This is a genomic window from Duganella alba (assembly GCF_009674495.1).
Classification (GTDB): domain Bacteria; phylum Pseudomonadota; class Gammaproteobacteria; order Burkholderiales; family Burkholderiaceae_D; genus Rugamonas; species Rugamonas alba.
Map to the genome: position 1 here is coordinate 1 of NZ_WKJN01000017.1, position 26,434 is coordinate 26,434.

Below are 26,434 nucleotides of genomic sequence, written 5' to 3' on the forward strand. Positions count from 1 at the left end.
CCGACCACGCCGCGCTGGCGGCGCTGGCCAGCGACATGGCCCGGCTGCTGGCGCAGGATGACAGCGCCGCCGTGCGCCTGCTGCCGCAGATTGCGCCGCTGCTGGCCGCCGCCGGCTGCCCCGCGCATGCGCAACGGCTGCAACGCTTGCTGGCGAAATACGATTTCGATGCCGCGCAGGCCACGCTGGCCGCCGCTGCGGCTGAACTGAACATCAATCTGTAGAGAGGAGGCCGCATGCGCCCTGAACCCACGGTCCTGGTGGTGGACGACACGCCTGACAATATCGACCTGTTGTGCGCCGTGCTGGAACCATACTATCGCACCAGGATCGCCACCAACGGCGAGCGCGCGCTGAAGATCGCCGGCAGCGCGCCCCATCCGGACCTGGTGCTGCTGGACGTGATGATGCCCGGCATGAGCGGGTATGAGGTGTGCAAAGTGCTGCGCGCCCAGCCGGCCACCAGCCACATTCCCGTGATCTTCGTCACCGCCATGAGCGATGTGGTCGATGAACAGCTGGGCTTTGACCTGGGCGCCGCCGACTACATCACCAAGCCGATTTCCGCGCCGGTGGTGCTGGCCCGCGTCAGGACGCAGCTGGCGATGAAAGGCGTGCACGATTTCCTGCGCGACCAGAACCATTTCCTCGAAGCCGAAGTCCAGCGCCGCACGCGCGAGATCGTCGCCCTGCAGGATGTCACCATCCACGCCATGGCCTCGCTGGCGGAAACCCGCGACAACGAGACCGGCAACCACATCCGCCGCACCGCCCACTATGTGCGGACACTGGCGCTGCAACTGCGCGACCACCCGAGATTCCGCGCCTTCCTGACCGACCACGTCATCGACTTGCTGCAGAAGTCGGCGCCGCTGCACGACATCGGCAAGGTCGGCATCCCGGACCGGATTCTGTTGAAGCCCGGGCGTTTCGAAGGCAACGAGTTCGAGATCATGAAAACCCACACCACATTGGGCCGCGACGCCATTGTGCAGGCCGAGCGCGAACTCGGGCTGGAAGTGGAATTTCTCAAGTTTGCCAAGGAGATCGCCTACAGCCACCAGGAAAAGTGGGACGGCAGCGGCTATCCGCAAGGACTGGCGGGCGATGCCATTCCGGTGTCGGCGCGGCTGATGGCGGTGGCCGATGTCTACGACGCGCTGATCAGCCGGCGCGTCTACAAGGACGGCATGCCGCACGCGGCGGCGGCGGCGATCATCGCCGAGGGACGCGGATCGCATTTCGATCCGGACATGGTGGATGCCTTCCTGGCGGTACAACACATCTTCGTCGATATCGCCGAGCGCTACGCGGATTCCGATCTGGACATGGAAACCGCGCGCGCCAAGGTGGAAAAATTCAGCGGCTGAAGCCGTAGCGTTTCAGCAGCGCATCCAGCGAGAACCGGCCGGAGCCGAACGCCGCCAGCACCAGCAGCAGGATGCCCCAGTAGAAGTGGTCATTGATGCCGGCCGGGCACTCCGCCTTGAACAGCTCAGGGTAGGACAGCACGGCGGTGATGTTGACGAACAGCAGCCCCAGCGCGGCCGGCCGGCCCAGCAGGCCGATAAACAGCAAGACAGGAAACACCAGTTCGCCGCCGGCGCCCAGCCAGGCCGCCAGGTGCGGCGACAGCAGGGGCACGTGGTATTCGTACTGGAACAGTGTCAGCGTCGCATTCCAGTCGCTGAGCTTGACCATGCCGGCCTTGAAGAACTGCCAGCCGACATACAGGCGCAACGCCAGACTGACCAGGCCGCCGGCCCAGTCGCTGATGACGGCGTCGTGGCGGGACAGGGCCTGGAAAGGAACAAGAAGATTTTTCATTGCAGTGCTTTCGTTGCGGTTTCAGTGGGAGGAATCAGTTTGAAGATGCTGACCGAGTGCGACAGGGTTTCGGCTTCATCCTGCAGGCTGCGCGCCGCTGCCGCCGCCAGTTCCACCAGCGCGGCGTTCTGTTGCGTCATTTCATCCATTTGCGCGATGGCTTCGTTGACCTGCACGATGCCCAGACTTTGTTCGTTGCTGGCGGCGGTAATCTCGGCCATGATGTTGGCCACCTGATGGACCGACTGCACCACCAGGCCCATGGTCTGGCCGGCGTCGTCCACCACGGCGCTGCCGCTGTCGATGCGCTGCACCGCGTCGTCGATCAGCGTCTTGATTTCGCGCGCGGCGGTGGCGGAGCGCTGCGCCAGGTTGCGCACCTCGGTGGCGACCACGGCAAAGCCGCGCCCCTGTTCGCCGGCCCGGGCCGCTTCCACCGCCGCGTTCAGCGCCAGAATATTGGTCTGGAAGGCGATACTGTCAATCACGCCGATAATATCGGCCACGCGCCGCGAGCTTTCCTTGATCGATCCCATGGTGTGCACCACCTGAGTCACCAGTTCGCCACCCCGGCCGGCCACCGTTGACGCCGAAATCACCAGCTGGTTGGCCTGGCGCGCATTGTCGGCGTTTTGCCGCACGGTGGCCGTCAGCTGCTCCATCGAGCTGGCGGTCTGCTCCAGCGAACTGGCTTGCGCCTCGGTGCGGCCGGATAAATCCAGGTTGCCGGCCGCGATATTCCTGGAAGCGACGCCGATCGTGTCGGTGCTGTGGCGGACCTGGCTGACCGTGTGCACCAGGCTGGCGTTCATGTGGTGCAGCGCATGCAGCAGCGCGCCGGTTTCATCCTTGGCGTTGGCGCGGATGTCGGTGGTGAGGTCGCCGGCCGCAACCGACTGCGCCACCTGCACGGCGGCCCGCATCGGCGCGGTGATCGAGGCGGTGATGGTCAGCGCCAGCAGCGCCGACACCACCAGCGCTACGGCGCCGATGGCCAGCATTAGGCGGCGCGAGGCCGTGATGTGGCCGGCGGCGGCGGCCGCGCCGCGCTCGATATCGGCTTGCTGGAACTGCACCATGCGTGCGGTCAGGTCCAGCAGGTGATCGAGCGCGGGGAACACCTCGCGGTTCATCGCGGCGGCGGCGTTGTCGGCGGCGCCGGCCTCGACCAGCAGGGCGGCGTCCAGGAACACCTCGCTGTAGCGCTTGCGCGCGGCCTGGATTTGGGTCATCAGCGCCTGTTCCTGCGCCGTGCCGGCCAGTTGCGCCAGCCGCGCCAGCGCGGCGTCGATGACCACCTTGTCCTTGTCGATGCGCTGATACTGCCTGGCGCGTTCGGCCACGTCGTGCACGATGAACAGCGCCAGCAGGCGCCGCGCATCCTCGCGCGCGGCGGCGTCGATGGTGGCGGCGGCGGACGCGCTGGGCCAGTCGCGTTCGACAATGTCGGTGGTGCTGGCGCTGATGGCGCCAAAGCGGCCGATGCTGGTGATGATCATGACCAGCATCAGCGCGACAAGTGTGCTGAAACCGATGGCGAGCCTGGTTTTGATCCTGAAGTTGGTCCACTTCATGCGGTGGCCGCCTGATCCGGAGTGTTGCTGTGCATGATTGCGATCCTTGTCGAGTTGAAGAGACTACGTGCCGTTAGTCGGCGCCGTGCTTAAACTCTTACAGACAAGGATCGTTATTTTCATGGACTCCGGCGCGGCTGAGAGTCGCCGGCGCGGCCTTCGCCCAATCGCGAGCTAGGTCAGTTGATACGAACTGCCGGGTTCAAGCTCGGCGGGGATGTCTTCATCGCACAATTCAAGCACCGAGCGCTCGATCGTTCGGGCAATCGCATCGAGCGGGAGCGCGTTCGGGGCAACGCCAAACGGGTCTGCAACCTCATTGGCGATGGCTTCCAGGGCGATCAGCGTATAAGAGATGAAGACGCACAGAACCGGCGTCAGGTATTCCGAGGAGTCGACCAGGCCGAATGGCAGGAACAGGCAATACGCGTAGACAGACCGGTGCAGCAGCACGCTGTAGGCAAATGGGATGGGCGTCGACTTGATGCGTTCGCAGGCGCCGATGCATTTTTCCATCTCGTTGATTTGCGTATCCAGCATCCATCGGATGGAACCATGATCGGCGGTCTGGCAGAGGTGCGCCAGCCGGTTGCGCACATCCTTGAGCAAATAAACCGGGACGTATGCCTTGTCCTGGATGGCGCGGGCGCGCTGCGGCCCCAGGATGCGTTTCAAGTCTTCGGTGGCGTCGCTGCCCCGAAGCTGGTGCTTCAGCGCGTACGCGGCAGCGATGATTTCATTTGCCAGCAGCAGTTTGAGTTCCCGGTTCTCGCGGCCCGGGACGTAACTCAGGATTTGCGAGGTCAGCGCCCGCGCGGCGATCAGGAAATTGCCCCAGGCGGTGCGGGCTTCGATAAACCGGGCATAGCTCGCATTGTTGCGGAACACCAGGAACACCGCCAACGTCAGGCCGAACAGGGTAAACGACGCGGGACTCAGCGGGATTTTCTCGCCGAACACTGTTCCGTGGGTAAAGACTGCCAATGTACTGAGTAGTCCCAGCAGGATTAGTTGCGGAATGATGGTTTGCAGGACCGAGCCATTCCAGATGAATAGCATCCGGAACCAGCTCTGCATAGGTCTGACGATCATGAATGGCAGGCGCAGTGATTGGGAAGTGCTTATGTTACCCCTTTTATGGGCCTGGCGATCTGAACGGCCTCCATGGCGCTGGATCTTTTACCGCAGTCAATAGATGTCGCGGACCGCCTGGTAGTCCTGATCCGAGATGGGCACGAATCGCACGCCGTCGATATTTTCCAGCACGGCGGCCTGGCGCGCGCCGTCGCCTTTCAGGAAGACGCTGCGGATCTTTTTCTTCAGCCCTTCGCACAGCTGGCCGCGGTACACGAAGGGATCGAGGGGGAACGCTTGCGAGCGCCAGATCACGCGCACTTTCTGCATGGCGGCCGGGTCGGTGATGGCCGCCGCCAGGTTGACGCTGCCGACGAAGGCGGCGTCGGCGCGGCCGTCGAGGACGCGGCTGACGGACTGCACGTGGCTGCCCGTATAGCCGATCTGTCCGAAGTAGGATTCCAGCGGCTGGCCGGCCTGCCTGGCGAAGACATGCCGGGGAATCAGGGCGCCCGAGGTGCTTTGCGGATCGACCAACGCCAGGCGCTTGCCGCGCACCGCCGCGATATTGCCGATGCCGCTGTCGGCCCGCACGATCAGCAGCGAGTGGTAGAAGGCGCCGGCCTGCTGGTAGGCGTTGGCCTTGTGCTCAAAGCTGGCGAACGCCGTCAGTTGCGGATCGGCCTTCTTGGCCGCGACATAGCTGGCGGGGCCGAGGCGGGCCAGCTGGATGGCGCCGGACAACAATCCTTCCACCACCGCGCCGTAAGAGGGCGGGACGTAAATCTCGACCGGAATGCCGAGCGCCGCGCGCAGTTCCTGCACCAGCGGCTGATGCGCGAGCATGTCCTTCTTGAGGTCTCCCGATGGAATGATCGAAATGCGCAGCATAGCGGGGTTTTCACATTCGGCGCCGGTGACGGCGCCGGCGTGCAGCCACAGCCAGCCAAGCAGGAGCAGGGGAACCAGTGACCGGCGGGAGCGAGCGATGTTCATGGCGAAGGAAAGGTGTAGTGGCGTTTGCGCAGCAGCGGCGCGATGTCCTGCGCGGACACCGGGCGCTGCAGGAAGAATCCCTGTACCTGGTCGCAGCCGGCCGCCTTCAGGTGCAGCAACTGGTCTTTGCTCTCCACGCCTTCGGCCACCACGATCAGTCCGAGGTTGTGGGCCAGCGAGATGGTCGAGGCGACGATGACCGCGTCGTCGGTGTCGTTGCGGATGTCGCGGATGAAGGAACGGTCCACCTTGACGGCGTTGATCGGCAGCTGTTTCAGCATGCTCAGACCGGAAAAGCCAGTGCCGTAGTCGTCCAGCGCGATCTTGATGCCGATGGCGGCCAGCGACTCCAGGTTGCGGCGCGCCAGCTGGGTGTCTTCGATCAGACTGCTCTCGGTGATTTCGATCTCGATCCATGCGGGATTGACATCATGGCGCACCAGCGATGCGATCACATCCTCGGGCAGGAGGTTGTCGCGCAACTGGTGCGCGGAAACGTTGATCGCCACCGGCACCAGCGGCACAGCGTCGGCGTGCCACGCTGCGATCTGGCGGCAGACGGCGTCGATCACCCAGCGTCCGAGCGGGATGATGTAGTTCTGCTCTTCGGCCAGCGGGATAAAGTCGCCGGGGAAGATCAGGCCGTGTTCGGGATGGTCCCAGCGTATCAGCGCCTCAAGACCGACCACAGCGAAGTCGTCGAGCGCCACCTTGGGCTGGAAGTGCAGGCAGAATTCATTGTCGTGCATGGCGGACTTGAAGCGCGAAGCCAGTTCCGAGCGCCGCGCGCTCGAGGCGTTCAGCGAGGCGTCGTAAAAGCGGAACACGCCGCGTCCCCTGGCCTTGGCGCTGTACATGGCATGATCGGCATGGAGCAACAAATCGTCCACGCTCTGGCCGTCGCGCGGATACAGCGCAATGCCGACGCTGGGACTGGTTTCGACGTTGTGGCCGTCGAGGTTGACGTAGGTTTGCGACAGTTCCCGCACCAGGTTGGCGGCCAGCTGGCTGACGAACTCCTCGGACGGAATCTCGGACAGCAGCACGACGAATTCGTCGCCGCCCAGGCGCGCGACCAGGTCGTAGTTGCGCACCGCTGCCTGGAGCCGGGTGGCCACCGCCTTCAGCAGCAGATCACCGACCGCATGCCCGAGATTGTCATTGACCAGCTTGAAGCGATCGAGATCGAAGAACAGCAGCGCGTACAAATTCCTGCTGCGCCGGGCACGCTTGAGTTCGGACGAGGCCAGCTGCTGGAATTGCCGGCGGTTGGGGATGCCGGTCAGGTAATCGTGCGAGGCCAGCGCCAGCGCCCGGGTCTTTTCCTGCTCCAGCAGGTCGATCAGTTTCTTTTTTTCCTGCTCGGAACTGGCCACCGCCTGGTGCAGGCGATGCTGATGCCGCAGGCTGAACACCACCACCAGGATGACCAGGATGACCACCGCCGAGAAGATCAGGGTGCGCACCAGATAGGCCTGGTGCTGGGCCGCCAGCCTGCCCAGCACCACGGCCGAATTCTGTGTCACGGCGACCTGAATCGGGTAGTGCGCAAGGCTGTGTACCGAGGAAAGATAGCCAAGGTCGGTCGGACCGCTGGAAAACGTGGACGCGTCCATGTCGCCGGGCAGCGTGGAATGCGAGCCCGGCAATCGGGTGTCGAAGGACAGGGCGCCTTCGCGCAGGACGGCCAACGGCAAACCATCCGAATGAATCAGCTCGATGCTGCCGCCCTGGCCAAGCTCGACCTCGCGGTAGCGGGAAAGGATGTAGCCCAGGTCGAGGATGGCGCCGTAGTAGCCCCGGCGCTCGTCGCCAAGCGGCACCAGGATGGGCAGCCGCCAGGCGCCGTTGCCGTCGACGGGGGGATGGCCGATCAGCACCTGTGACGAATCGGTGGGCTGGCCGCCGCGCAGCGCCTGATCGAGCAGCGGCTGCAATTCGGTTTCCGTGCGCTGGTGTGCCGACGAATAAACCAGCTTGCCGTCCTGGTCGTACACCGCCGCCCGCAGGTACGCGGAATCGCCGACCTGCTGGGGATTGAAGTGCAGGCTTTTTGCGGCGGGAGACGGGGCGTTGCTGCTGGTGATGCGCGCGTACAGGGATGACCTGCCCAATACCTCTTCCAGATTGGTGGCGACGATGGTGGCGATATTCCGGCTGCTTTCCGTGGTCGCCTCGAGCGCCAGCTTTTTTTCGTTCTGGATGCGGGTGAAGTGCAGGGCCCACAGATAGATCAGCAGGGCCAGTCCGAGGACGAAGGCGCCGGGAATCAACGTATGCTGGCTGGTGAGGAGCAAAGCGCTACGACGTTTGAAAGCAGCAAGAAATGAAAGCATGGGGTTGGCGGAGCCAAGTGGTATTGCAAAGCGTAAAAATTTCCCCATGGTATCAAAACAAGATGACGTTTCTGTGACATGCGCCGTTTCCCCTGCTGGTACGGCCTTTTCCGCGCTTGTAAATAGCCCTAAAGCTTAGTCTGTTGTGTAAATAACTCCGGATTGTTTTTGGCTGGAAAATCTCGTATTTTGTCGCTTACACAAGAAAAGTTTCTTAAACTTCAGTACCAACATTGGGAGCTTTAAATGTCGATCACCAATCTCAGGGTAGGTACGCGCTTGGCTGGGGGATTTGCACTCGTGTTATTGATGATGGTCGCGTTGGCGATCACAGGCCTGGTCCGGATGTCGACCATGCAGGCCACCCTGAACAGCATCGTCAACGTCGAAAATGTGAAAGTCGGGCATATTGTTGCCATGCGCCAATCTGTGATGGAAGCGATTCTGAACGCCCGCAATGTGGCGTTGATGACCGATCAACAGGACATTGCCGCCGAAACCGGGCGCCTGGAAGACAACCGGGCGGTCTATAAAAAGCGCTTCGAACTGCTGGACGGGATGGTGGCCAGTGGCGGCGAGCGTGCCGCGCTGGACAAAATCGTCGCCACGCGCGCGGCGTCGATTAACGTCGTGAAAAAAATGGCCGATCTGACGGCGGCCGGCGACAAGGCCGGCTCAGTGCAGGTGCTGCTCAAGGAGCTGCAGCCGCTCCAGCGCAAAACCCTGGACGCCATGGATGAGATGGTGGCGTATGAGGAGCGGCAAATGCAGTTGGCGGTGCGGCAGGCGGAGGACGCTCATTCGTCAAGCCGTACCCAATCCATTATTTTCATGGCGCTGGCCGCCGTATTTGGCGCGGCCCTGGCGTGGGTGATCACCGACAGCCTGATCCGGCAGATGGGCGGCGAACCGAACTATGCCGCCGAGATTGCGAGCAAAATCGCGGAAGGGGAGTTGTGCGTGCCGATCGATATCAAGCCTGACGATCATGCCAGCTTGCTGTTCGCAATGCGGGCCATGCGCGACAAGCTGGCGATGATGGTGGGCGATGTGCGCAGCGCCACCCAAAGTATTGCTGAAGCGTCCAGCGAAATCGCAACGGGCAATATGGATTTATCCCAGCGGACAGACCAGCAGGCCAGCGCGCTGGAGGAAACCGCCTCCTCGATGGAACAACTGACCTCCGTGGTGCGGCAGAACACCGGCAACGCGCGCCACGGCAACAGCCTGGCGCGCTCGGCGTCCGAGGCTGCCGCCCATGGCGGCGTGGTGGTGACGCGGGTCATCGACACGATGGGGGCCATCAACGCTTCCGCGCGCAAGATCGTCGATATCATCAGCGTGATCGACGGCATCGCGTTTCAAACCAATATTCTGGCCTTGAATGCGGCGGTGGAGGCGGCGCGCGCCGGTGAGCAGGGGCGCGGTTTTGCCGTGGTGGCAGGGGAGGTCCGCAACCTGGCGCAGCGCTCGGCGGCGGCGGCGAAGGAAGTTAAACAGCTGATCGACAACTCGGTTGCCGAGGTTGAAACAGGCAGCAAACTGGTCGATGAGGCAGGCGCGGCCATGGCAAGCGTCGTCGAAAGCATCGGCCGCGTGACGGACATCATGGGCGAAATCGCGGTCGCCAGCGAAGAGCAATCCGAAGGAATCGGCCAGGTAAATCATGCGGTGACGGAGATGGACGGCGTCACCCAGCAAAACGCCGCGCTGGTCGAGGAGGCCGCCGCTGCCGCCCAGTCGATGCAGCAGCAGTCTGTCCGTCTGGCGGAGATCGTGAGCTTGTTCCGCCTGCAGGAGCTGCCGTCAAAACCAGCGCCGCTTACGCTGGCGTACGGCGGTTAGCGCTGTATCCGGGCCACGGCGCGCTGCGGCAGGGCGGTTTTATCGCTGGTCCGGCGCAGCCGGAAGCTGCAGGCGCAAACGGCGGTTCAGGTTCAGCGCCTTGATGTCCGCGCCGAACGCCTCGTCGATCAGGCGCGCTTTGAGTCCGCTGGCTTCGGCGGCTTTCAAGGCCCGCTCGATGATGGGTCGATAGTGGGCGACTGACGGACTCAGGTAGAAACCAAAGTCGGCCTTGTACGCCAGCAGCAGGTGCTGCTCGACCACCAATTCGGGATGGGCGCGCGCCTCCGCCAGCACCTCGATGACGCCGCGCGGCAGATAGTCGACGTGGCGGTTGCCCGCCGCCACCATCGCATACACCGTGTTCCACGGGGCGGCATGCTCGTACAGCGGCAAGCCGGACGCCTTCCACACCCGGGTGTCGCCCCAGCCGGCGCCGAAGCCGGCGATGAGCCCGGTCTGCTTCAAGTCGCCCAGCGAGCGGACCTGCAAGAAGGCCTCGGTGTCGGACCGCCGTATCAGGAGCACGCGCTGGCCGATCAAGCCATTGGTCAGCGAGTTACGTACCGGAACGAGCTGTTTATCGTTATCCTTTTCCTTCGACTGCATGCCGTAGAAGACATTGATGTCGCCTCTGCCCAGCATCCACCACATGCGGCGGGCGGGAATGTCTTGCACATACTGGATATGATAGGGCTGCTGAATCAGCTTCAACGACTCTTCCAGCAGGCGCGCGAAGTAGTCGGCGCGGCCATCCGACACCACGGCGATGCGCAATTCAAGCGGCGCAACGCCGGATGCCGGAACGGGGGCTGATATTGATGAGGCCGATACAAACAGGGTGCAAGCGGAAAAACAAAGACATCGCAGCTTGAAAATCATTTCCGCGGCTCCGGGAGAAAACGGAATTGTAGCCTAACACCGGTTCCAGCCGTCCGGTCTGCGCTAGGTCGCGCCCATTTCCCTGAGGTGCGCGGTGGCGTTGGTGTTGCCCGGATTGAGCTGTCGTGAGCGGCGGTAATTCTCCACGGCCTTGGTCTCGTTGCCCGTCTTCTGGAATATTTCGCCGAGGCTGTCGAAGGCGTTCCAGCTGTCGGGATGCAGTTCCGTGTTCAGCGTGAGGACGGCAATTGACTGCCGCGGCTGCTTTTGGGCAAACAGCAGGTAGGCCCAGTCATTGATTTCCTCTTCGCCTGGATGGAAGGCGGCATTGGCGGCCTTGAGATCCGCATACACGGCGGCCGCGCGATCGAAGCCGTGGCGCAGCAGCGCCGCACGCAGGATCTTGATCTGCGGCGGCAGGCCGAAACCGTTCGACGCATGCATGTCGGGAAGATAGTAGGCGGCGACTTCATCGGCGAAATTCTCGGGATTCGCGCCTTGCAGGTTGGTCAGCAGGATCACCGACATATCATCTTGGGGATAGACGAAGAAAGTCGAGCGCATGCCGCCGATGGGGCCGGCGGCCGGATGTTCGGCCCTGGTCGTCACCGGCCAGCCCAGCGCCGAGCCGTTCAGCATCGCGTTCATCCCGCCGGTCTTGCCGTCGTTCAGGACCACGCTCGACCACAGGACATCGAGGCTGGTTTTGTTTTTCAACAGTTTGCCGCTTTGCAGGGCGATCAGCCAGTGGGCGATGTCCTCGGCGGTGGAGAGGATGCCGGCGGCGGTCCTGAAATAGCCGGGGAACGCGACGTAAATCGCGGCGAGCCGGTCGCCGGCCTTCCATTCGCCGTTGTCGTTGCGCAGATACGAATAGCCGCCGGCCGAATGGGGAATCACGTCGGACGAATCGCCGAAGCGGGTGTGCGGCATGCCGGCCACGCGGAACTGGCGTTCTTCGATGAAGCGGGCGAACGGTTGCCCGCTCAGCTTGTCGATGATCTTGCCGATGATGACGTAGCCGGTTTGATTGTATTTAAAACGCTCGCCGGCAGGAAATTCCAGCGGCAGTGTTTTCACCGTTTCCCATGCCGAGGCATCGCTGCCGTCGCCGATCGGATTTTCCTTGCTGTCGATAATATTCGGCAGGCCCGAGACATGCGTCAGCACCTGCTTGACCGTGATGGCGCGCCACGAGGCGGGCAGGTCGTCCAGATACAGGGAAATCGGATCATCGATGCCAAGCTTGCCGGCCTCCACCAACTGCATGATGGCAACGCCGGTAAACGCCTTGGTGCAGGAATTGATCGAAAAAATGCTCTCGCGCGTGGCCGGGACGGCGTTTTCGACATTCGCCGTGCCATACGCGTCGAGCTTGACAATCTTGTTGTGCCGAATGACGGCCACCTGCAGGGCCGGAATGCGCTGCTCCTGCATCGTTTGCTTCAGAAACGCGGTGACCTCGTCAGATACGGTTGCCGCTCCCGCGTGAAGGGACAGCGAGGAAAAAATCAGAGCGATCAGACGTCTCATGCGATAGTCCCGGTAAGAAAAGTCAAAGATGACCACGATACAGCATGTGCCGGGTTTTTGTCCGGATGCCAATATTTACTAGACTGACTAAACACTGCAACCGGGGCGGAGACGGATGGACCGTCGGCGCAGTCCATGTTAGATTGTGCCTCTTTGCCAACTCACTGCCGGACATGCTGCTCTATAACAGACCTATTGCGTTGCTGATTGGCCTGATCATTTCCATGAGTTGTGCTGGCGCCGCGGACATCGACCATGGCGCGTACTGGCGCAGCGGCCTGCTGCAAACCGGCTGGTCGAAAAAAGATGGCGCGCCGTCGTCGGTGTTTTCCATGACGCAGGACAGCGCCGGCATGATCTGGTTCGCGGCAAGCGACGGTCTTTATCATTTCGATGGCGCCCGCTTCGAGCGCACCGACCAGATCGACGGCCACAAGCTGCTGTCGCCGGTAACGATGTGCGTGGACGCCTTCGGCGATCAACTGTGGGTCGGCTACCAGTACGGCGGCGTCAGCGTGTTCGAGCACGGCGCGGTCCGCCACTATCGGCAAGCGCAGGGCGTGCCGGAGGTGACCATCCAGCACTTCGGCAAAATGCCGGGCGGGATGATGTGGTTTTCCAGCGGCAAGGGCATGCACTGGCTTGATGGCGCGATGTGGCGCCACGCCGGCGCGGCCGACGGTTTGCCCGACGGCCCGACCGCCGCGTTCAACATCCTGCCGGACGGCGGCATGGTGGTGTATTTTCCCGACGGCCTGTACCAGAGCGCGCCGAACTCCCACCGTTTTCGCCGCGTGTTGCAGCAAGAGGGCGTCGAAGGCGGCGAGTTGCGTCCCGACGGCACGCTGCTGATCAACAGCCAGCAGCACGGCATGCAGATTTTCAATCCGGTCACCGCTGCGGTAGCGCCATTCGCGCTGCACAACGGACATCTGCCGATGATGGGCTACGCCTCGGACCGGCGCGGCGCGTTGTGGGTCAGCGTCGGCAACGGCATCCAGCTGCTGGACCGGGAACAGCGGCCGCTGAAGACCTTCACGCCGGCCCAGGGCCTGGTGGGCAAGGGCTTCGGTTCCATGCTCGACGACCGCGAGGGCAATATGTGGCTGGCCACCGAGGCCGGCATCAACCGCGTCCGCGAAACGCGGCTGACCTCGATAGACCTGCCGGTCGGGATGGATGCGCCCAGCGTGGTGGCCGGCAACGATGGCGCGATCTGGGTCAACAACCTGTTCACCCAGGGCAACCTCCGGCATCCCACGATCAGCATCGCTGCCGACGGCACGCGCAGCAACACGTCGATGGTGCGGGTGTCGGCCAGCTACCGCCAGGCCGATGGCAGCGCCTGGTTTGCGGCCGATCGCGCCTTGTGGCGCTGGCAGGGCGCCAGGGCGCAGTCCTGGAACAAGCCGGCCGCGCTGCTCGATAACGACGTGCAGGCCATGGCCATGGACACGCAGGGCACGCTGTGGCTGTCGATCATCCGGCATGGCATCTATGGTTTTCGCGACGGCGACTGGCGGCCCCGCAACGGCCGCGACGACCTGCCCAGGATGACGGCGGTATCGCTGCTGGCCGACACCAAGGGCAGCGTCTGGTTCGGCTATACGCAGAATCATCTGGCGCGGCTGGAGAATGACAGGATACGCCAGTTTGGCGCCGAGGATGGCCTGGCGGTCGGCAATGTGCTGGCCATGTCGCGTCGCGGCGAACGGCTGTGGCTGGGCGGCGAACTGGGTGCGGCGTATTTCGACGGCCGCCGCTTCGTCGCCCTCAGGGACAGCAACGGCAATCACTTCCGTGGCGTCTCCGGCATCGTGGAAACGGCGGACGGCGAGCTGTGGCTGCACGATGCCGACGGCCTGGTGCGCATCGCCGCCAGGGATCTCGCTGCCGCCGTGGTGGACGCCGACGGCGCCCGCGTGGCGTCCGAACGCTTCGACTATCTGGACGGCCACGACGGCACGCCATCCCAGATCCGGCCGCTGCCGACATTGGTGGCGGGCAGCGACGGCAAGCTGTGGTACTTCACCACCAGCACGGTCGGCTGGATCGATCCGGCCCACATCCAGCGCAATCCGCTGGCGCCCACGCCGGCTGTCACGGCCCTGCGCACCGCCGGCCGTGTTTATCTGGCGCCGGCCGCCGGCCTCGCCTTGCCGGCGCACACGGACAATCTGGAATTCGACTTCACGGCGGCCGCGCTGACCATTCCTGAACGCGTGCGCTTCCGCTACCGCCTGATCGGGCTGGACAGCGGATGGCGCGAAGCCGGCGCCGCGCGTCAGGCGTTCTATACCAATCTCGGGCCGGGCGACTACCGCTTCGAAGTCATGGCCGCCAACGAGGATGGCGTGTGGAGCAGCACGGCAGCGGCCACGGCCTTCCGCATCGCGCCGTCGCTGACGCAGACTGTCTGGTTCCGGCTGGGCTGCGGCCTGGCGGCGGTGGCCGCGCTGTGGCTGCTGTACCGCTGGCGCGTCGCCGCCGCCATGGCGCGGGTCGGCGAGCGCCTGCAGGAGCGGGCGACGGAACGCGAGCGCATCGCCCGCACGCTGCACGACACCTTCCTGCAAAGCGTGCAGGCGCTGATCCTGCGATTCGACGTGATCAAGAAACGCCTGCCGGCCGCCGACCCGGTGCAGGAACAGATCGAACAGGCCCTGAAGGCGGCCGACGACGTCATCATCGAAGGGCGCGACCAGCTGATGGACCTGCGCATCGCCAGCGCCTACGTGGGCGACCTGAGGAAAGCGCTGGCCGATGTCGGCGCGCAACTGGAGGCGCAGCACGGCGTCGCCTTCCTGATGGATGTCTCGGGCACGCCGCGCAAACTGGCGCCGGACGTGCAGATCGAAGCCTTCGCCATCGGCCGCGAAGCGCTGGTCAACGCCTTCCGGCATGGCGGCGGTTCGCCCGTGCGCATGGCGCTCGATTACACGGCGCTGACCTTCACCATGAGCATCACCGACAGCGGCCCCGGCATCGACGCCACGGTGCTGGCCGCGCAGCACCGGCCCGGTCACTGGGGCCTGGTCGGCATGCGCGAACGCGCCGACCGCGCCGGCGGCACGCTGGACATCATCAGCGCACCGGGCGCCGGCACGCAGGTGCGCCTCACCATCGGGGTCAGAATGCCCGGTGAACTCTTCAAGAAACCGCTGTTCCGCCGGACTCCGGCAAAAGCTGCATGACGACCACGGGCGTTCCCGACAATCTTCTGGAGACTTGCACGATGATGCAAAAGAAAAAAATAAACCGTTTAAGCCGTTTTCTGGCTGTGTTGAGCCTGGCAGGCGCGGCGACTGCCGCGCACGCCACCAATCCCATCGTGCCGGGCTGGTATGCCGATCCGGAAATCCGTATCTTCAACGGACAATACTGGATCTACCCGACGTATTCCGCCGATTACGGCACGCCCGACGTTTCGCAAAACTTCACGCCGGCGCAGCAGCGCATGCGCGCGCAATCGGACCTGATCTGGGCGCCATACCTCAAGATCACCTTCTTCAACGCCTTCTCGTCGCCGGACCTGGTGCACTGGACCAAGCATCCGCACGTGCTCGATGTGGAGAACGTCTCGTGGGCCGCCTACGCCGTGTGGGCGCCGTCGGCGATCGAGCACAGGGGGAAATACTACCTGTTCTTCGGCGCCAACGACATCAAGACCAACGACCAGCTCGGCGGCATCGGCGTGGCCGTCAGCGACAAGCCGGAAGGGCCGTTCAAGGATGCACTGGGCAAGCCGCTGGTCGGACAAATCCACAACGGCGCGCAGCCGATCGACCAGATGGTGTTCAAGGACGACGACGGCCAGTTCTACATGTACTACGGCGGCTGGAAGCACGCCAACGTCGTCAAGCTGGCGCCGGACCTGTTGAGTGTCGTGCCTTTCCCCGACGGCACCACCTACAAGGAAATCACGCCGGACCCGGAATACGTCGAAGGCCCATTCATGGCCAAGCGCAACGGCATGTACTACTTCATGTGGTCGGAGGGCGGCTGGACCGGCCCCGACTACAGCGTGGCCTACGCGATGAGCTCGTCGCCGTTCGGCCCGTTCAAGCGCATCGGCAAGATCCTTCAGCAGGACAGCAAGGTGGCCAAAGGCGCCGGCCATCACTCGGTGGTCAACATTCCCGGCACCGACGACTGGTACATCGCCTACCATCGCCGTCCGCTCAATGAAACCGACGGCAACCACCGCGAACTGGCGATCGACCGCATGTACTTCAACGCGGACGGCACCATCAAGCCGGTGGCCATCACCAACGAAGGCGTGACGGCGCGGCCATTGGCCCCTTAAGCGCAATCCCGCTGGACGGCAGCCCGGCAATCCGTTACATTAATGGCGGGAGATGACGTTCCTCCCGTTGTTCCATCAACCGCCGTGATTTTCTTCGCGGCTGATGACGTCTACAGAACCTGACCACGGTCGGGGCTGTAGGCGTTCGCGTTCACATCCCTTGCCGTTGGTCAGCCCGATTCATTCGAGCAGAGATGACCATATGCGTAATACCAATTTTTCCGGGCAGTTTGCCTTACCGCTTTACATGGCCAAGTGGCTGATCATCGCCGGCATTGTCGCCGTGCTGGCCGGCAGCGCTTCCGCCTTTTTCCTTGTTTCCCTGGATGCCGCCACCGCGTGGCGCGAGTCGCACCGCTGGATGATCTGGCTGCTGCCGCTCGCCGGCTTTGCCGTGGGGCTGATTTATGACCTGCTGGGTAAAACCGTCGATGCCGGCAACAACCTCATCATCGATGAAATCCATGATCCGCACAATGTCGTGCCGTTGCGCATGGTGCCGCTGGTGCTGGGTGGAACGCTGGTCTCCCACCTGTTCGGCGCCTCGGTGGGGCGGGAAGGCACCGCCGTGCAGATGGGCGGCGCACTGGCCGACCAGCTCACCCACGTGTTCCGCATGGAGCACGCGGACCGGCGCATTCTGCTCATGGCTGGCATCAGCGCCGGCTTTGCGTCCGTGTTCGGCACGCCGCTGGCCGGCGCCGTGTTCGGGCTGGAAGTGCTGCTGATCGGTCGCATGTGCTACGACGCGCTGTTTCCGTGCGTGGTGGCGGCGATCGGTGCGCATCTCGTATGCCTGGCCTGGGGCGCGCAGCACACGCACTACGCGATAGGCGAAATTGTTCCACTCGGATTGTGGAACGCCCTGGCGGTTGCGATCGCCGGCGTCGTCTTCGGCCTGGTGGGGAAGATGTTCGCCACCGCAACCCACAAACTGGGCGCGCTGGCGAAGCGCTTCATCAGCTACGCGCCGCTGCGCCCGGCGCTGGGCGGCATCGTGATTGCCACGGCGGTCTGGGCGTTTGACGCTTACCACTACATCGGACTGGGTATTCCGGACATCGTGCGGTCCTTCCAGCAACCGATGCAGCCGTGGGACTTTCTCGGAAAGTTCGGCTTCACGGTCATGTCCCTCGGCACCGGCTTCAAGGGAGGCGAGGTGACGCCGTTGTTCTACATCGGCGCGACGCTGGGCAATGCCCTGGCGCCGCTGCTGCATCTGCCGTTTGCGATGCTGGCGGGAATAGGCTTCGTCGCGGTGTTTGCCGGCGCCGCCAACACGCCGATCGCCACCACGCTGATGGCGATGGAACTGTTCGGCCCCGAGATTGGCCCACTTGCCGCCATCGGCTGCATCACCGCCTATTTCTTCTCCGGCCACACCGGCATCTATCGCGCCCAGCGCATCGGTCACAGCAAGTTTAATTAACTGTAAACACAACACCCTTCAACATTACCAAGGTCTGTTTTCTTTGAAAGGTCGTACATGAAACTCAAGCTCTCCTTTGCACTGACGCTGATCGCCACCGCGTTGACGCCGGCCATGGCTGCCGATCGTCCGCACAACGTCATACTGTTTGTCCCGGACGGGATGCGTTCGGAAATGGTGACCGCCGCCAACGCGCCTGCCATGGCGGCGCTGCGCGACGCCGGTGTCGCCTTCAGCAACAGCCACTCCGTATTCCCGACCTTCACCACCGCGAACGCCTCGGTGTTTGCCACCGGCCACTACCTGGGCGATACGGGCGACTTCAGCAACACCATCCATACGGGATACCAGGTCGGCCCGGCGAATGGCTCGGTCACGCCATTCCTGGAAAACGACGCTGTGCTGGGCGACGTGGATGAACACTTTTCCGGCGATTACCTGAATCAGGAGACCGTGATGAAAGCCGCGCGCAAGGCCGGCTTCAACACTGCGGCGGTCGGCAAGCTGGGCCCCACGCTGATCTTCGACCACACCGACCGCTCCGGCGACAGCAGCGTCATCGCCGACGATCCCACTGGCAGCGCGGCGGGCATTCCACTGGCGCAGTGGGTTAAGGACGGACTGGCCAGGGAAGGGCTGGCGCTGGCGGCGCCTTCGCGCGGCGCGAACGGCAGCGTCGGCTCGGCCACCGTTCCCGGCACGGTGACGGCAAACCTGGCGCAGCAACAGTGGTTTGCCGACCTGTTCAATAAAGTCATCCTGAAGAAATTCAAGGAAGACGACAGGCCATTTTTCGCCGTCTTCTGGTCGCGCGATCCGGATGGCAGCCAGCACAACCAGGGCGACAGCCTGAACGCCATCACGCCCGGCATCAACGGTCCGACCGCGCTGGCGGGGATTAAAAACGCCGACAACAACCTCCAGCAGATCCGCGACACCTTGCGTGCGCTGGGACTGGAAGCGACCACCGACATCATCGTGTCGGCGGACCATGGCTTCTCCACCGTATCGAAGCAGAGCGATACCAGCTATGCGGCGCGCATCGCGTATGCCGACGTGCCGCAAGGCTTCCTGCCACCGGGCTTCCTCGCCAAGGACATCGCGCATGCGTTGGGTCAAAAGTTCTGGGACCCGGATCAGAAGAACCTGCTGCTCGGCGACGCACAGCACGCCAAATTCTCCAACGGACTCATCGGCGATGATCCTCTCGCGCCGCGGGTCATCGTCGCCGGCAACGGCGGTTCCGACCTGATCTATCTGCCGCAAAAAACCACCAAGGCCGGCGCGCGTGCCCTGACGCGGAAGATTGTCGATTTCCTGCTGTCGCAAGACTACGTCAGCGGCATTTTTGTCGATAGCCGCCTGGGGAAATTCAAGGGCGCGTTATCGCTGCGCGACATCAACCTGGAGGGCAGCGCCGCGACCCCGCGTCCGGCCATGGTGGTGAACTTCAAGTCCTTCAGTTTCGGCTGCGCCTTGCCGACGACCTGCTCGGTCGAAGTGGCGGACAGCACGCTGCAACAAGGGCAGGGCATGCACGGCAGTTTCAGCCGGGGCGACACCTTTAACTTCACCGCCGCCAACGGTCCCAGCTTCAAGCAAGGCTTTGTGGATGCCGCGCCCGTCAGCAATGTCGACGTCAGCCGGACGATAGCGGCCCTGCTCGGCCTGAAAATCCCGGACACCGGAAAACTCACCGGCCGCGTATTGACCGAAACCATGCCCGGCGGCGCCATGCCCAAGGTCCGGACAAAGACCATTTCGTCGCAGCCCGCCAGCAACGGCTTGAAAACCATCCTGCAATATCAACAGGTGGACCGCAGCTGGTACTTCGATGCGGCCGGATTCCCGGGCCGAACGTTGGGATTGCAGCCTTGGCCTTGACAGATCAACAATTGAAGTTAAAATAATACATTAACCTATATTAAGGATTGTATGATCTTCCGCGCCATCGTCTGTTCCGCATTGATTGGTTTCGCAGGCACGAGCTCTGCCGGTGACCTGACCTATACTTACACCGGGAACTGGTTCGAGAAAAATGCCATTACGGCGGAGCCGTCGCGTCTGATTGCCCACTTCGTATTCGATTTCGCTCACTCGCCTGGTGCGGACGATCACTTCTATACGATCAAGAGCTGGGATGTCAGCGCCGCAGGGATGAACTTTGGTCCGGCAACAAAAAGCTTTTTCTTCAATCCGCAATTCATCTTCGACAGCAATATGAACATTGTTGAGTGGAAGATTAATGATGCGAAAACGGCTTCGGACTGGAGCGGATTTTCTTCCGAGTCGGCCGGCTTCAATTATGACGGAAGGGCTGTGGATCTGGCTGCCTCATATGTGACGGCAGGCCCGTATGCGACCGTTTATGACAAGCCCGGCGTATGGACCGTGAGTGCTGCGGCTGCCGTTCCCGAGCCATCAACCTACTGGTCGCTGATTGCGGGTCTGGCATGCCTGGCCCTGGTGCGGCGGAAAACCCGGGCCTGAGCCGGGGCTATAACACCGCCGGTGTCTCCAGCGGTGAGTGCTGCAGCGCTTCGGCAATGCGTTGCAGCGCCTGACGTATCTCTTCCTGGTCGGCGATACCGCCGATGCAGACGCGGATGGCTTGCGGCGGCTGGCCATCCACCGCAAACGCATCGCTTGGCACCACGCCGATACCGGTCGCGCGCAGATGGGCGGTGAGGGCCAGCCGGTCCCATTGCTCGGGCAACCGTATCCACAAATGGAACGCTTCCGGCTGCGACGCATAGCTGTGCGGCGGCAGGATGCGCGCCGCCAGCCGCTGGCGCGCCATCGATTCCTTGCGGATCGCGTTCAGCGCCAGGTCCGCCGTGCCTTCCCGTATCCAGCGGCTGGCCAGCGCCGCCGTGAACGGCGCCGCCATCACGGTGGTGGCGCGTACCGCCGCCGCCAGACGCGCGGTGGACACCGCATCCGGCGCGGCAATGTAGGCCAGCCGCAGACCTGCGCCGACGCACTTCGCCATGCCCGCCACATAATAGGTGACATCAGCGCCGATGGCTGCGATCGGCGGCGGGCTGCTGCGCGGCAGAAAGCCGTAGGCGTCGTCCTCGATGATCGGTACGCCGTAATTGCGCGCCACCTGCACCAGTGCCTGCCGGCGCTGGGCCGACATCGTCAGCGTGGTCGGATTGAGCAGCGTCGGGTTGCAGTACAGGGCCTGCGGCGCATATTGGGCGCAGGCGGCGGCAAAGGCCAGCGCGTCGATGCCTTCGCCATCCATCGGCAAGCCCACCAGCCGCAGATTCAGCAGGCTCGCCAGCGCCCGCAAGCCCGGATACGTCAGCGATTCGCAGCACACCACCGAACCGGGCGGGGCGATGGTGCTGAGGATCGCCATCAACGCCGCCTGCGCGCCGGGCACCACCAGCAGCCGCTCCGGCTCGATGGCCAGCCCGCGCCGCCGCAGCCACAGCGCGCCGGCCTCGCGGTCCAGCGCCGAGCCGCCGAAGTCCTGATAGCGCAGCAGGGCGGACATGTCACCGCCGATGGCCGACAGGCCGGAACGCATCAACGCCATTAATTCGGGTGTCAGCGCCTCGGGCGGCATGTTCATCGACAGATCGACATTCGGCCGCGCCGCCACGGCGCGCGGAATCGCCAACGCGCGTTTGCCGCAGACAAAGGTGCCGCGACCCACCGGGGAATCCACCAGGCCGCGTTTCTGCGCCTCGGTATAGGCGCGCGCCACCGTGGTGAAGTCGATGCCCAGCGCGTCGGCCAGGCTGCGCTGCGCCGGCAGCCGCTGCTCCGCCACCAGGCGCCCGGTGGCGATATCGGCGCCGATGGCGTCGGCGATCAGCTTGTAGACAGGGCCATGTCCCTTCTTCAGTTTCGGTATCCATCCGTTGGCGTTCTTCGGCACAGTCGATCCAGTCAATGTTGGTGGGCGATAAAAAATTGTATGCATATTTCGTGCCGGAAAAATCCCGCCAAATTGCACCGGAACGCAGCAAGCGACGATCAAGGCGCACGCTTTTGATGCGCCCTGATTCCATAAGGAAAAATTCCTAATTCAGGATTGACTGCAGGACTTGAATGGAGCGCTGTTTTCAGCGCAAAAGTACGTCGGAAAAATGCGCTGGGAAGCAGCCTGAAAATCGCCGCATTGTATGGATTTTGATCCAGTCACGGGAAGCCGAAAACCACATTGCATGGCATGGCGCATGCATTCAATCCGGGCATCGCGACGCTGTTGTGCGATACCCACCTCAACCTACTTTGAAGAGACACGCCATGCCTGCCATCGACCACAAGCCACACGCCAAAGGCGATTATTTTGTTGATTACGAAGAGAAGGTCTTCGAGGACGTCAAAGCCCTGCCGGGCGAAAAAGCACTGGTCACTTTCCACACCGTGGCCTTCGAAGGTTCGATCGGCTTCGTCAACCTGCTGCAAGCCACGCGCCTGCAACGCAAGGGCTACGAGACCACGGTGCTGCTGTACGGTCCGGGCGTCACGCTGGGCCTGCAGCGCGGCTTCCCGACCCTGGGCGACGAAGCCTTCCCGGGCCACCTGAACCAGAACAACCAACTGGTCAAGTTCATGGCCGAAGGCGGCAAGGTATATGCCTGCCGCTTCGCGCTGCAGGCGCTGTACGGTCACGGCGAGCCGTCGTTGATCGAAGGCATCCGCGCGATCGCGCCGCAGGACGTGCTGGACCTGAAGCTGCTGCACCTGCGCGCCAACGCGGTGATCATCGACACCTGGACGCTGTAAGCGCAGCGGGGCGGACATGACAACGACCAAAAAGACGGTAAGGGCGGCGGCGGTGCAGATCGCGCCGGATTTCGACAGCGCCGACGGCACGCTGGCCAAGGTGCTGCAAGCGATTGCGGACGCCGCCGCGCAAGGGGCGGAGCTGGTGGTGTTTCCTGAAACCTTTGTGCCGTACTACCCGTACTTTTCGTTCGTGCGTCCGCCTTTCCAAGCCGGCGCCGAACACCTGCTGCTGTACGAGCGGGCGCCCACGGTGCCGGGGCCGGTCACCGACGCCGTTGCCTCCGCCGCGCGCGAGCATGGTGTGGTGGTGGTGCTGGGCGTGAACGAGCGCGATCACGGCAGCCTGTACAACACCCAGATCGTGTTCGACGCCAACGGCGAGCTGCTGCTCAAGCGGCGCAAGATCACGCCCACCTATCACGAACGCATGATCTGGGGGCAGGGCGACGCCAGCGGCCTGAAGGTGGTGGACACGGCGGTCGGCCGCATCGGCGCGCTGGCCTGCTGGGAGCATTACAACCCGCTGGCGCGCTACGCGCTGATGGCGCAGCACGAGGAAATCCACTGCGCCCAGTTTCCCGGCTCGATGGTCGGCCAGATCTTCGCCGACCAGATGGAGGTGACGATACGCCACCACGCGCTGGAATCGGCCTGCTTCGTGGTCAACGCCACCGGCTGGCTGACCGACAGCCAGATCGCCGCCATCACGCCCGATCCGGCGGTACAGAAAGCGCTGCGCGGCGGCTGCTGCACCACCATCGTCTCGCCGGAAGGCGTGCTGCTGGCGGAACCGCTGCGTTCCGGCGAAGGCATCGTCATCGCCGACCTCGACATGGCCCTGATCACCAAGCGCAAACGCATGATGGATTCGGTCGGCCATTATGCGCGCCCTGAGCTGCTCAGTCTCAGGATCGACGACCGCGCCGTCTCGCCCACCAATCTGTAAGGAGCAGCCAGCATGAGCATTCTCACCTCCGAAATTCCTGCGCAACAGCTGATCACCGAGCTGCAGTCGCTCGGCATGCGGCTGGCCGATCCAACCGCCGGCGCCCCCAGCCGGCGTGGCGGCGCAGGTCCGTCCGACCACAAGGCCGTCACCGTCGACGGCACCACCGTCATGATCCCGGTGCACACCGGCAGCGCGTTCAACTCGCCCTACCTGGCCGCGCCGGCAGGCGCCGACGGCCGCAGCGCCATCATGCGCGACGGCCGCACCATCGGCATGATTTCCTTCCCGCGCCAGCCGCGCTTCTACAAGATGCAGACGCTGGACGGCGTGCCGTACTCGCACATCGCCACGCTGCACGGCAAGGACGTGCTGGCCACCACGGTGCTGCAAAGCTGCATCCGTTACGAAAGCCGGCGCAAGTCGTGCCAGTTCTGCTCCATCGGCCAGTCGCTGGCGGCCGGCCGCACCATCCTGCGCAAGATGCCGGAACAACTGGCCGAGGTGGCGCGCGCCGCCGTGCTGCTGGACGGCGTCAAGCACATGGTCATGACCACCGGCACGCCGAATGCCACCGACCGCGGCGCCGCCATCCTGTGCGAAAGCGCGTTCGCCGTGAAGTCGGCCGTCGACCTGCCGATCCAGGGCCAGTGCGAGCCGCCCGATGACGACGCCTGGTTCACGCGCATGCGCGATGCCGGCATCGACGCGCTGGGCATGCACCTGGAGGCGGTGACGCCGGAGGTGCGGGCGCGCATCATGCCGGGCAAGGCCAGCGTGCCGTTGAGCCGCTATTTCGACGCCTTCGAGCGCGCCGTCGCCGTGTTCGGGCCCGGCCAGGTCAGCACCTACATCCTGGCCGGGCTGGGCGACACGCCGGAAGCCATCCTGCGCTGCTGCGAGCAACTGATCGGCATCGGCGTCTATCCCTTCGTGGTGCCGTTCGTGCCGATTGCCGGCACGCCGCTGGAAGACCATCCGGCGCCGTCGGCACAGATGATGCGCGAGCTGCTGGCGCCGCTGGGTGACATGCTGGGCGCCGGCGGCCTGGATTCGGGCGAGATCAAGGCCGGTTGCGGCCGCTGCGGCGCATGCTCGTCGCTGTCCACGTTTGAAAGGAAGCCATCATGAGCCTCGCGACATCCACCGCGCAACTGACTGCGCGCATCAAGCTGGCCACCACCGTCGCCCAGCGCGACGGCGCGCGCCAGCTGCGCAAGCAGGTGTTCTGCGGCGAGCAGGGCCTGTTCAATGGCGATGACCGCGACCAGATCGACACCACCGCGCTGACGCTGGTGGCGATAGCCGGCCCGGATGGCGAGGTAATCGGCACGGTACGCATCCACCATGCCGGCGACGATATCTGGTGGGGATCGCGGCTGGCGGTGGCGTGCAGTGCGCGGCGCCAGGCGGCAGTCGGCAGCGGCTTGATAAAGCTGGCGGTCGGCGCCGCGCAGGCGCTCGGCTGCCGCACCTTCCTGGCCCACGTGCAGCAGCAGAATGTGCCGATGTTCGAGCAACTGCACTGGGACCCGTTGCACGACGTCGTCATGCACGGCCGGCCGCATAGCCTGATGCGCGCCGACCTGTCGTTCTACCCACCGATCCATGACGCCGACATCGGCTTCACCTGCTCGCGGGACGGCGCATGAGCCAGGAACTTGAACGCCTGACCGCGCTGCTGCGCAACTCGGCAGGCATCGCCCACAAACGCGATATCGACCAGGTGGTGCGCACGCTGTCCAGCGGCGGCGCGGTGCGCAACGGCGACGACTGCGCCGCCATTCCCGACGGCGACGGCTACCTGCTGCTGGCCATCGAAGGCTTCGTCAACGAGTTCGTCGCCAGGGAGCCGTGGTTTGCCGGCTATTGTGGCGTGATGGTCAACGTCAGCGACATCTACGCGATGGGCGGACGGCCGCTGGCCATCGTTGATGCGCTGTGGAGCCGGGGCGGCGAGGCGGCGCAGCCGCTGCTCGACGGCCTGGCGGCGGCATCGGCCGTGTATCAGGTGCCGATCGTCGGTGGCCACAGCAACCGACGCAGCGACCGCGAACAGCTGTCGGTGGCAATCACCGGCCGCGCAACCAGGCTGCTGACCAGCTTTGACGCGCAGCCCGGCGAGAACCTGCTAGTGGTCTGCGATCCGCGCGGCCGCTATCACGAGCCCTACGATTACTGGAACGCCAGCCTCGGCGCGCCACCCGAACGCCTGCGCGCCGACCTTGAACTGCTGCCCGCCATCGCGGAAGACGGCTTGTGCCGCGCCGCCAAGGACATCAGCATGGCCGGCGTGGTCGGTACGGCGCTGATGCTGCTGGAATGTTCGGGCATCGGCGCCGAGATCGACCTGGCCGCGATTCCGCGTCCTGCCGGCGTGGCGCTTGAGCGCTGGCTGACCACGTTCCCCAGCTACGGCTTCATCCTGAGCGTGGCGGACGCCGACCTGGCCGCTGTCAAGGCGCGTTTCAAGGCGCGCGAACTGATGTGCGGCGTCATCGGCCGCACCAACGCCAGCCACCGCGTGCACCTGCGCCACGGCGAGGACGAGGCGCGCACGCTGCTGTGGGACTTTGCCGAGGAAGCGCTGATTGGCTGTGCGCCATCCCGATTACCCCACGTTCCATCCAAGGAGACCAGCCATGCCTGAAGTCCGTTTTACCGTGCGCTGGCCGGACGATAGCGTCACCGACTGCTATTCGCCGTCCACCGTCATCCACGATTACCTGCAGGCCGGCGAACGCTATCCACTGGACGACTTTATGCAACGCAGCCGTACCGCGCTGAATCTCGCCAGCGAGCGCGTGCGCCTCAAGTACGGCTACGCCTGCTCGTCGGCGATGGACCAGCTGGAGCGGCTGGAAGCGCGCGCCTTGACCTACCAATCCGATCCCGCCGCCGCCGTGACGCTGGTTGCGTTGCGTTCCTGACCCATAT

22 protein-coding genes and 1 riboswitch are annotated in these 26,434 nt (G+C 63.9%); of the genes, 14 read left to right on the forward strand and 8 right to left on the reverse strand.

What is annotated here, in order from left to right:
• Both GJ695_RS29650 and GJ695_RS17205 read left to right on the forward strand, forming a co-directional pair.
• Positions 1-224, forward strand: a 224-nt coding sequence (locus GJ695_RS29650; protein WP_166455402.1) for a hypothetical protein, incomplete at its 5' end; no start/stop codon positions are given.
• A gap of 12 nt (positions 225-236) precedes the next feature.
• On the forward strand, positions 237-1,370 hold the full coding sequence (locus GJ695_RS17205; RefSeq protein WP_154366816.1) for a response regulator: 1,134 nt from the start codon (positions 237-239) through the stop codon (positions 1,368-1,370).
• Here the strand turns inward: GJ695_RS17205 and GJ695_RS17210 are convergent.
• The 5 genes from GJ695_RS17210 to GJ695_RS17230 form a co-directional block, all read right to left on the reverse strand.
• Positions 1,360-1,827 (reverse strand): DoxX family protein, encoded by a 468-nt coding sequence (locus tag GJ695_RS17210; protein WP_154366818.1) that lies wholly within the window; start codon positions 1,825-1,827, stop codon positions 1,360-1,362. The genes GJ695_RS17205 and GJ695_RS17210 overlap by 11 nt on opposite strands.
• Entirely contained in the window at positions 1,824-3,401 is a 1,578-nt protein-coding gene (locus GJ695_RS30495; RefSeq protein WP_154366820.1) for a methyl-accepting chemotaxis protein, read from the reverse strand. The genes GJ695_RS17210 and GJ695_RS30495 overlap by 4 nt, the downstream gene beginning before the upstream one ends.
• Positions 3,402-3,575: 174 nt before the next feature.
• Complete coding sequence (locus GJ695_RS17220; RefSeq protein WP_154366822.1) at positions 3,576-4,493, reverse strand: bestrophin family protein; 918 nt, start codon at positions 4,491-4,493, stop codon at positions 3,576-3,578.
• A 96-nt stretch (positions 4,494-4,589) separates the two neighbouring features.
• Positions 4,590-5,471: a phosphate/phosphite/phosphonate ABC transporter substrate-binding protein gene (locus GJ695_RS17225; protein ID WP_154366823.1), complete on the reverse strand. Its 882-nt coding sequence runs from the start codon at positions 5,469-5,471 to the stop codon at positions 4,590-4,592.
• Positions 5,468-7,768: a putative bifunctional diguanylate cyclase/phosphodiesterase gene (locus GJ695_RS17230; RefSeq protein ID WP_229260280.1), complete on the reverse strand. Its 2,301-nt coding sequence runs from the start codon at positions 7,766-7,768 to the stop codon at positions 5,468-5,470. The genes GJ695_RS17225 and GJ695_RS17230 overlap by 4 nt, the downstream gene beginning before the upstream one ends.
• Before the next feature lie 285 nt (positions 7,769-8,053).
• Here GJ695_RS17230 and GJ695_RS30500 point away from each other — a divergent pair, with 285 nt between their 5' ends.
• On the forward strand, positions 8,054-9,652 hold the full coding sequence (locus GJ695_RS30500) for a methyl-accepting chemotaxis protein (protein ID WP_154366829.1): 1,599 nt from the start codon (positions 8,054-8,056) through the stop codon (positions 9,650-9,652).
• A 39-nt stretch (positions 9,653-9,691) separates the two neighbouring features.
• On the opposite strand, the gene GJ695_RS17240 is transcribed toward GJ695_RS30500, so the two are convergent.
• A complete protein-coding gene (locus GJ695_RS17240; RefSeq protein WP_154366831.1) occupies positions 9,692-10,534 on the reverse strand; it encodes a hypothetical protein in 843 nt (280 codons plus the stop codon).
• A 63-nt stretch (positions 10,535-10,597) separates the two neighbouring features.
• Positions 10,598-12,103: a serine hydrolase gene (locus GJ695_RS17245; RefSeq protein WP_154366833.1), complete on the reverse strand. Its 1,506-nt coding sequence runs from the start codon at positions 12,101-12,103 to the stop codon at positions 10,598-10,600.
• 188 nt (positions 12,104-12,291) lie between these two features.
• On the opposite strand from GJ695_RS17245, the gene GJ695_RS17250 reads away from it, so the two are divergent.
• The 5 genes from GJ695_RS17250 (at position 12,292) to GJ695_RS17270 (ending at position 20,292) form a co-directional block, all read left to right on the forward strand.
• The gene (locus GJ695_RS17250) at positions 12,292-15,261 is read left to right on the forward strand and encodes a sensor histidine kinase (protein ID WP_154366835.1); all 2,970 of its coding nucleotides are present in this window, start codon (positions 12,292-12,294) and stop codon (positions 15,259-15,261) included.
• An 89-nt stretch (positions 15,262-15,350) separates the two neighbouring features.
• On the forward strand, positions 15,351-16,373 hold the full coding sequence (locus GJ695_RS17255) for a glycoside hydrolase family 43 protein (protein WP_229261295.1): 1,023 nt from the start codon (positions 15,351-15,353) through the stop codon (positions 16,371-16,373).
• A gap of 39 nt (positions 16,374-16,412) precedes the next feature.
• Positions 16,413-16,493, forward strand: a riboswitch (Fluoride riboswitch).
• 82 nt (positions 16,494-16,575) lie between these two features.
• Positions 16,576-17,802: a voltage-gated chloride channel family protein gene (locus tag GJ695_RS17260; RefSeq protein ID WP_154366836.1), complete on the forward strand. Its 1,227-nt coding sequence runs from the start codon at positions 16,576-16,578 to the stop codon at positions 17,800-17,802.
• A gap of 57 nt (positions 17,803-17,859) precedes the next feature.
• Positions 17,860-19,686, forward strand: a complete 1,827-nt coding sequence (locus tag GJ695_RS17265) for an alkaline phosphatase family protein (RefSeq protein WP_154366838.1) — start codon at positions 17,860-17,862, stop codon at positions 19,684-19,686.
• A 51-nt stretch (positions 19,687-19,737) separates the two neighbouring features.
• Positions 19,738-20,292 (forward strand): PEP-CTERM sorting domain-containing protein, encoded by a 555-nt coding sequence (locus GJ695_RS17270; RefSeq protein ID WP_154366841.1) that lies wholly within the window; start codon positions 19,738-19,740, stop codon positions 20,290-20,292.
• A gap of 7 nt (positions 20,293-20,299) precedes the next feature.
• Here the strand turns inward: GJ695_RS17270 and GJ695_RS17275 are convergent, their stop codons facing one another.
• Positions 20,300-21,694, reverse strand: a complete 1,395-nt coding sequence (locus GJ695_RS17275; RefSeq protein WP_371866544.1) for an aminotransferase-like domain-containing protein — start codon at positions 21,692-21,694, stop codon at positions 20,300-20,302.
• A gap of 371 nt (positions 21,695-22,065) precedes the next feature.
• On the opposite strand from GJ695_RS17275, the gene GJ695_RS17280 reads away from it, so the two are divergent.
• Genes GJ695_RS17280 through GJ695_RS17305 form a run of 6 tightly spaced genes read left to right on the forward strand, consistent with a single transcriptional unit; the run spans position 22,066 to position 26,427 of the window.
• Complete coding sequence (locus GJ695_RS17280; protein ID WP_154355721.1) at positions 22,066-22,548, forward strand: MSMEG_0572/Sll0783 family nitrogen starvation response protein; 483 nt, start codon at positions 22,066-22,068, stop codon at positions 22,546-22,548.
• A gap of 16 nt (positions 22,549-22,564) precedes the next feature.
• A complete protein-coding gene (locus GJ695_RS17285) occupies positions 22,565-23,497 on the forward strand; it encodes a Nit6803 family nitrilase (RefSeq protein ID WP_154366845.1) in 933 nt (310 codons plus the stop codon).
• 12 nt (positions 23,498-23,509) lie between these two features.
• The gene (locus tag GJ695_RS17290; protein WP_154366847.1) at positions 23,510-24,628 is read left to right on the forward strand and encodes an MSMEG_0568 family radical SAM protein; all 1,119 of its coding nucleotides are present in this window, start codon (positions 23,510-23,512) and stop codon (positions 24,626-24,628) included.
• The gene (locus tag GJ695_RS17295; RefSeq protein ID WP_154366849.1) at positions 24,625-25,149 is read left to right on the forward strand and encodes an MSMEG_0567/Sll0786 family nitrogen starvation N-acetyltransferase; all 525 of its coding nucleotides are present in this window, start codon (positions 24,625-24,627) and stop codon (positions 25,147-25,149) included. The genes GJ695_RS17290 and GJ695_RS17295 overlap by 4 nt, the downstream gene beginning before the upstream one ends.
• A complete protein-coding gene (locus tag GJ695_RS17300) occupies positions 25,146-26,147 on the forward strand; it encodes a sll0787 family AIR synthase-like protein (protein ID WP_154366851.1) in 1,002 nt (333 codons plus the stop codon). Before GJ695_RS17295 ends, GJ695_RS17300 begins: the two co-directional genes overlap by 4 nt.
• A complete protein-coding gene (locus GJ695_RS17305) occupies positions 26,140-26,427 on the forward strand; it encodes an MSMEG_0570 family nitrogen starvation response protein (protein ID WP_154355726.1) in 288 nt (95 codons plus the stop codon). Before GJ695_RS17300 ends, GJ695_RS17305 begins: the two co-directional genes overlap by 8 nt.
• The last annotated feature ends 7 nt before the right edge of the window (positions 26,428-26,434 follow it).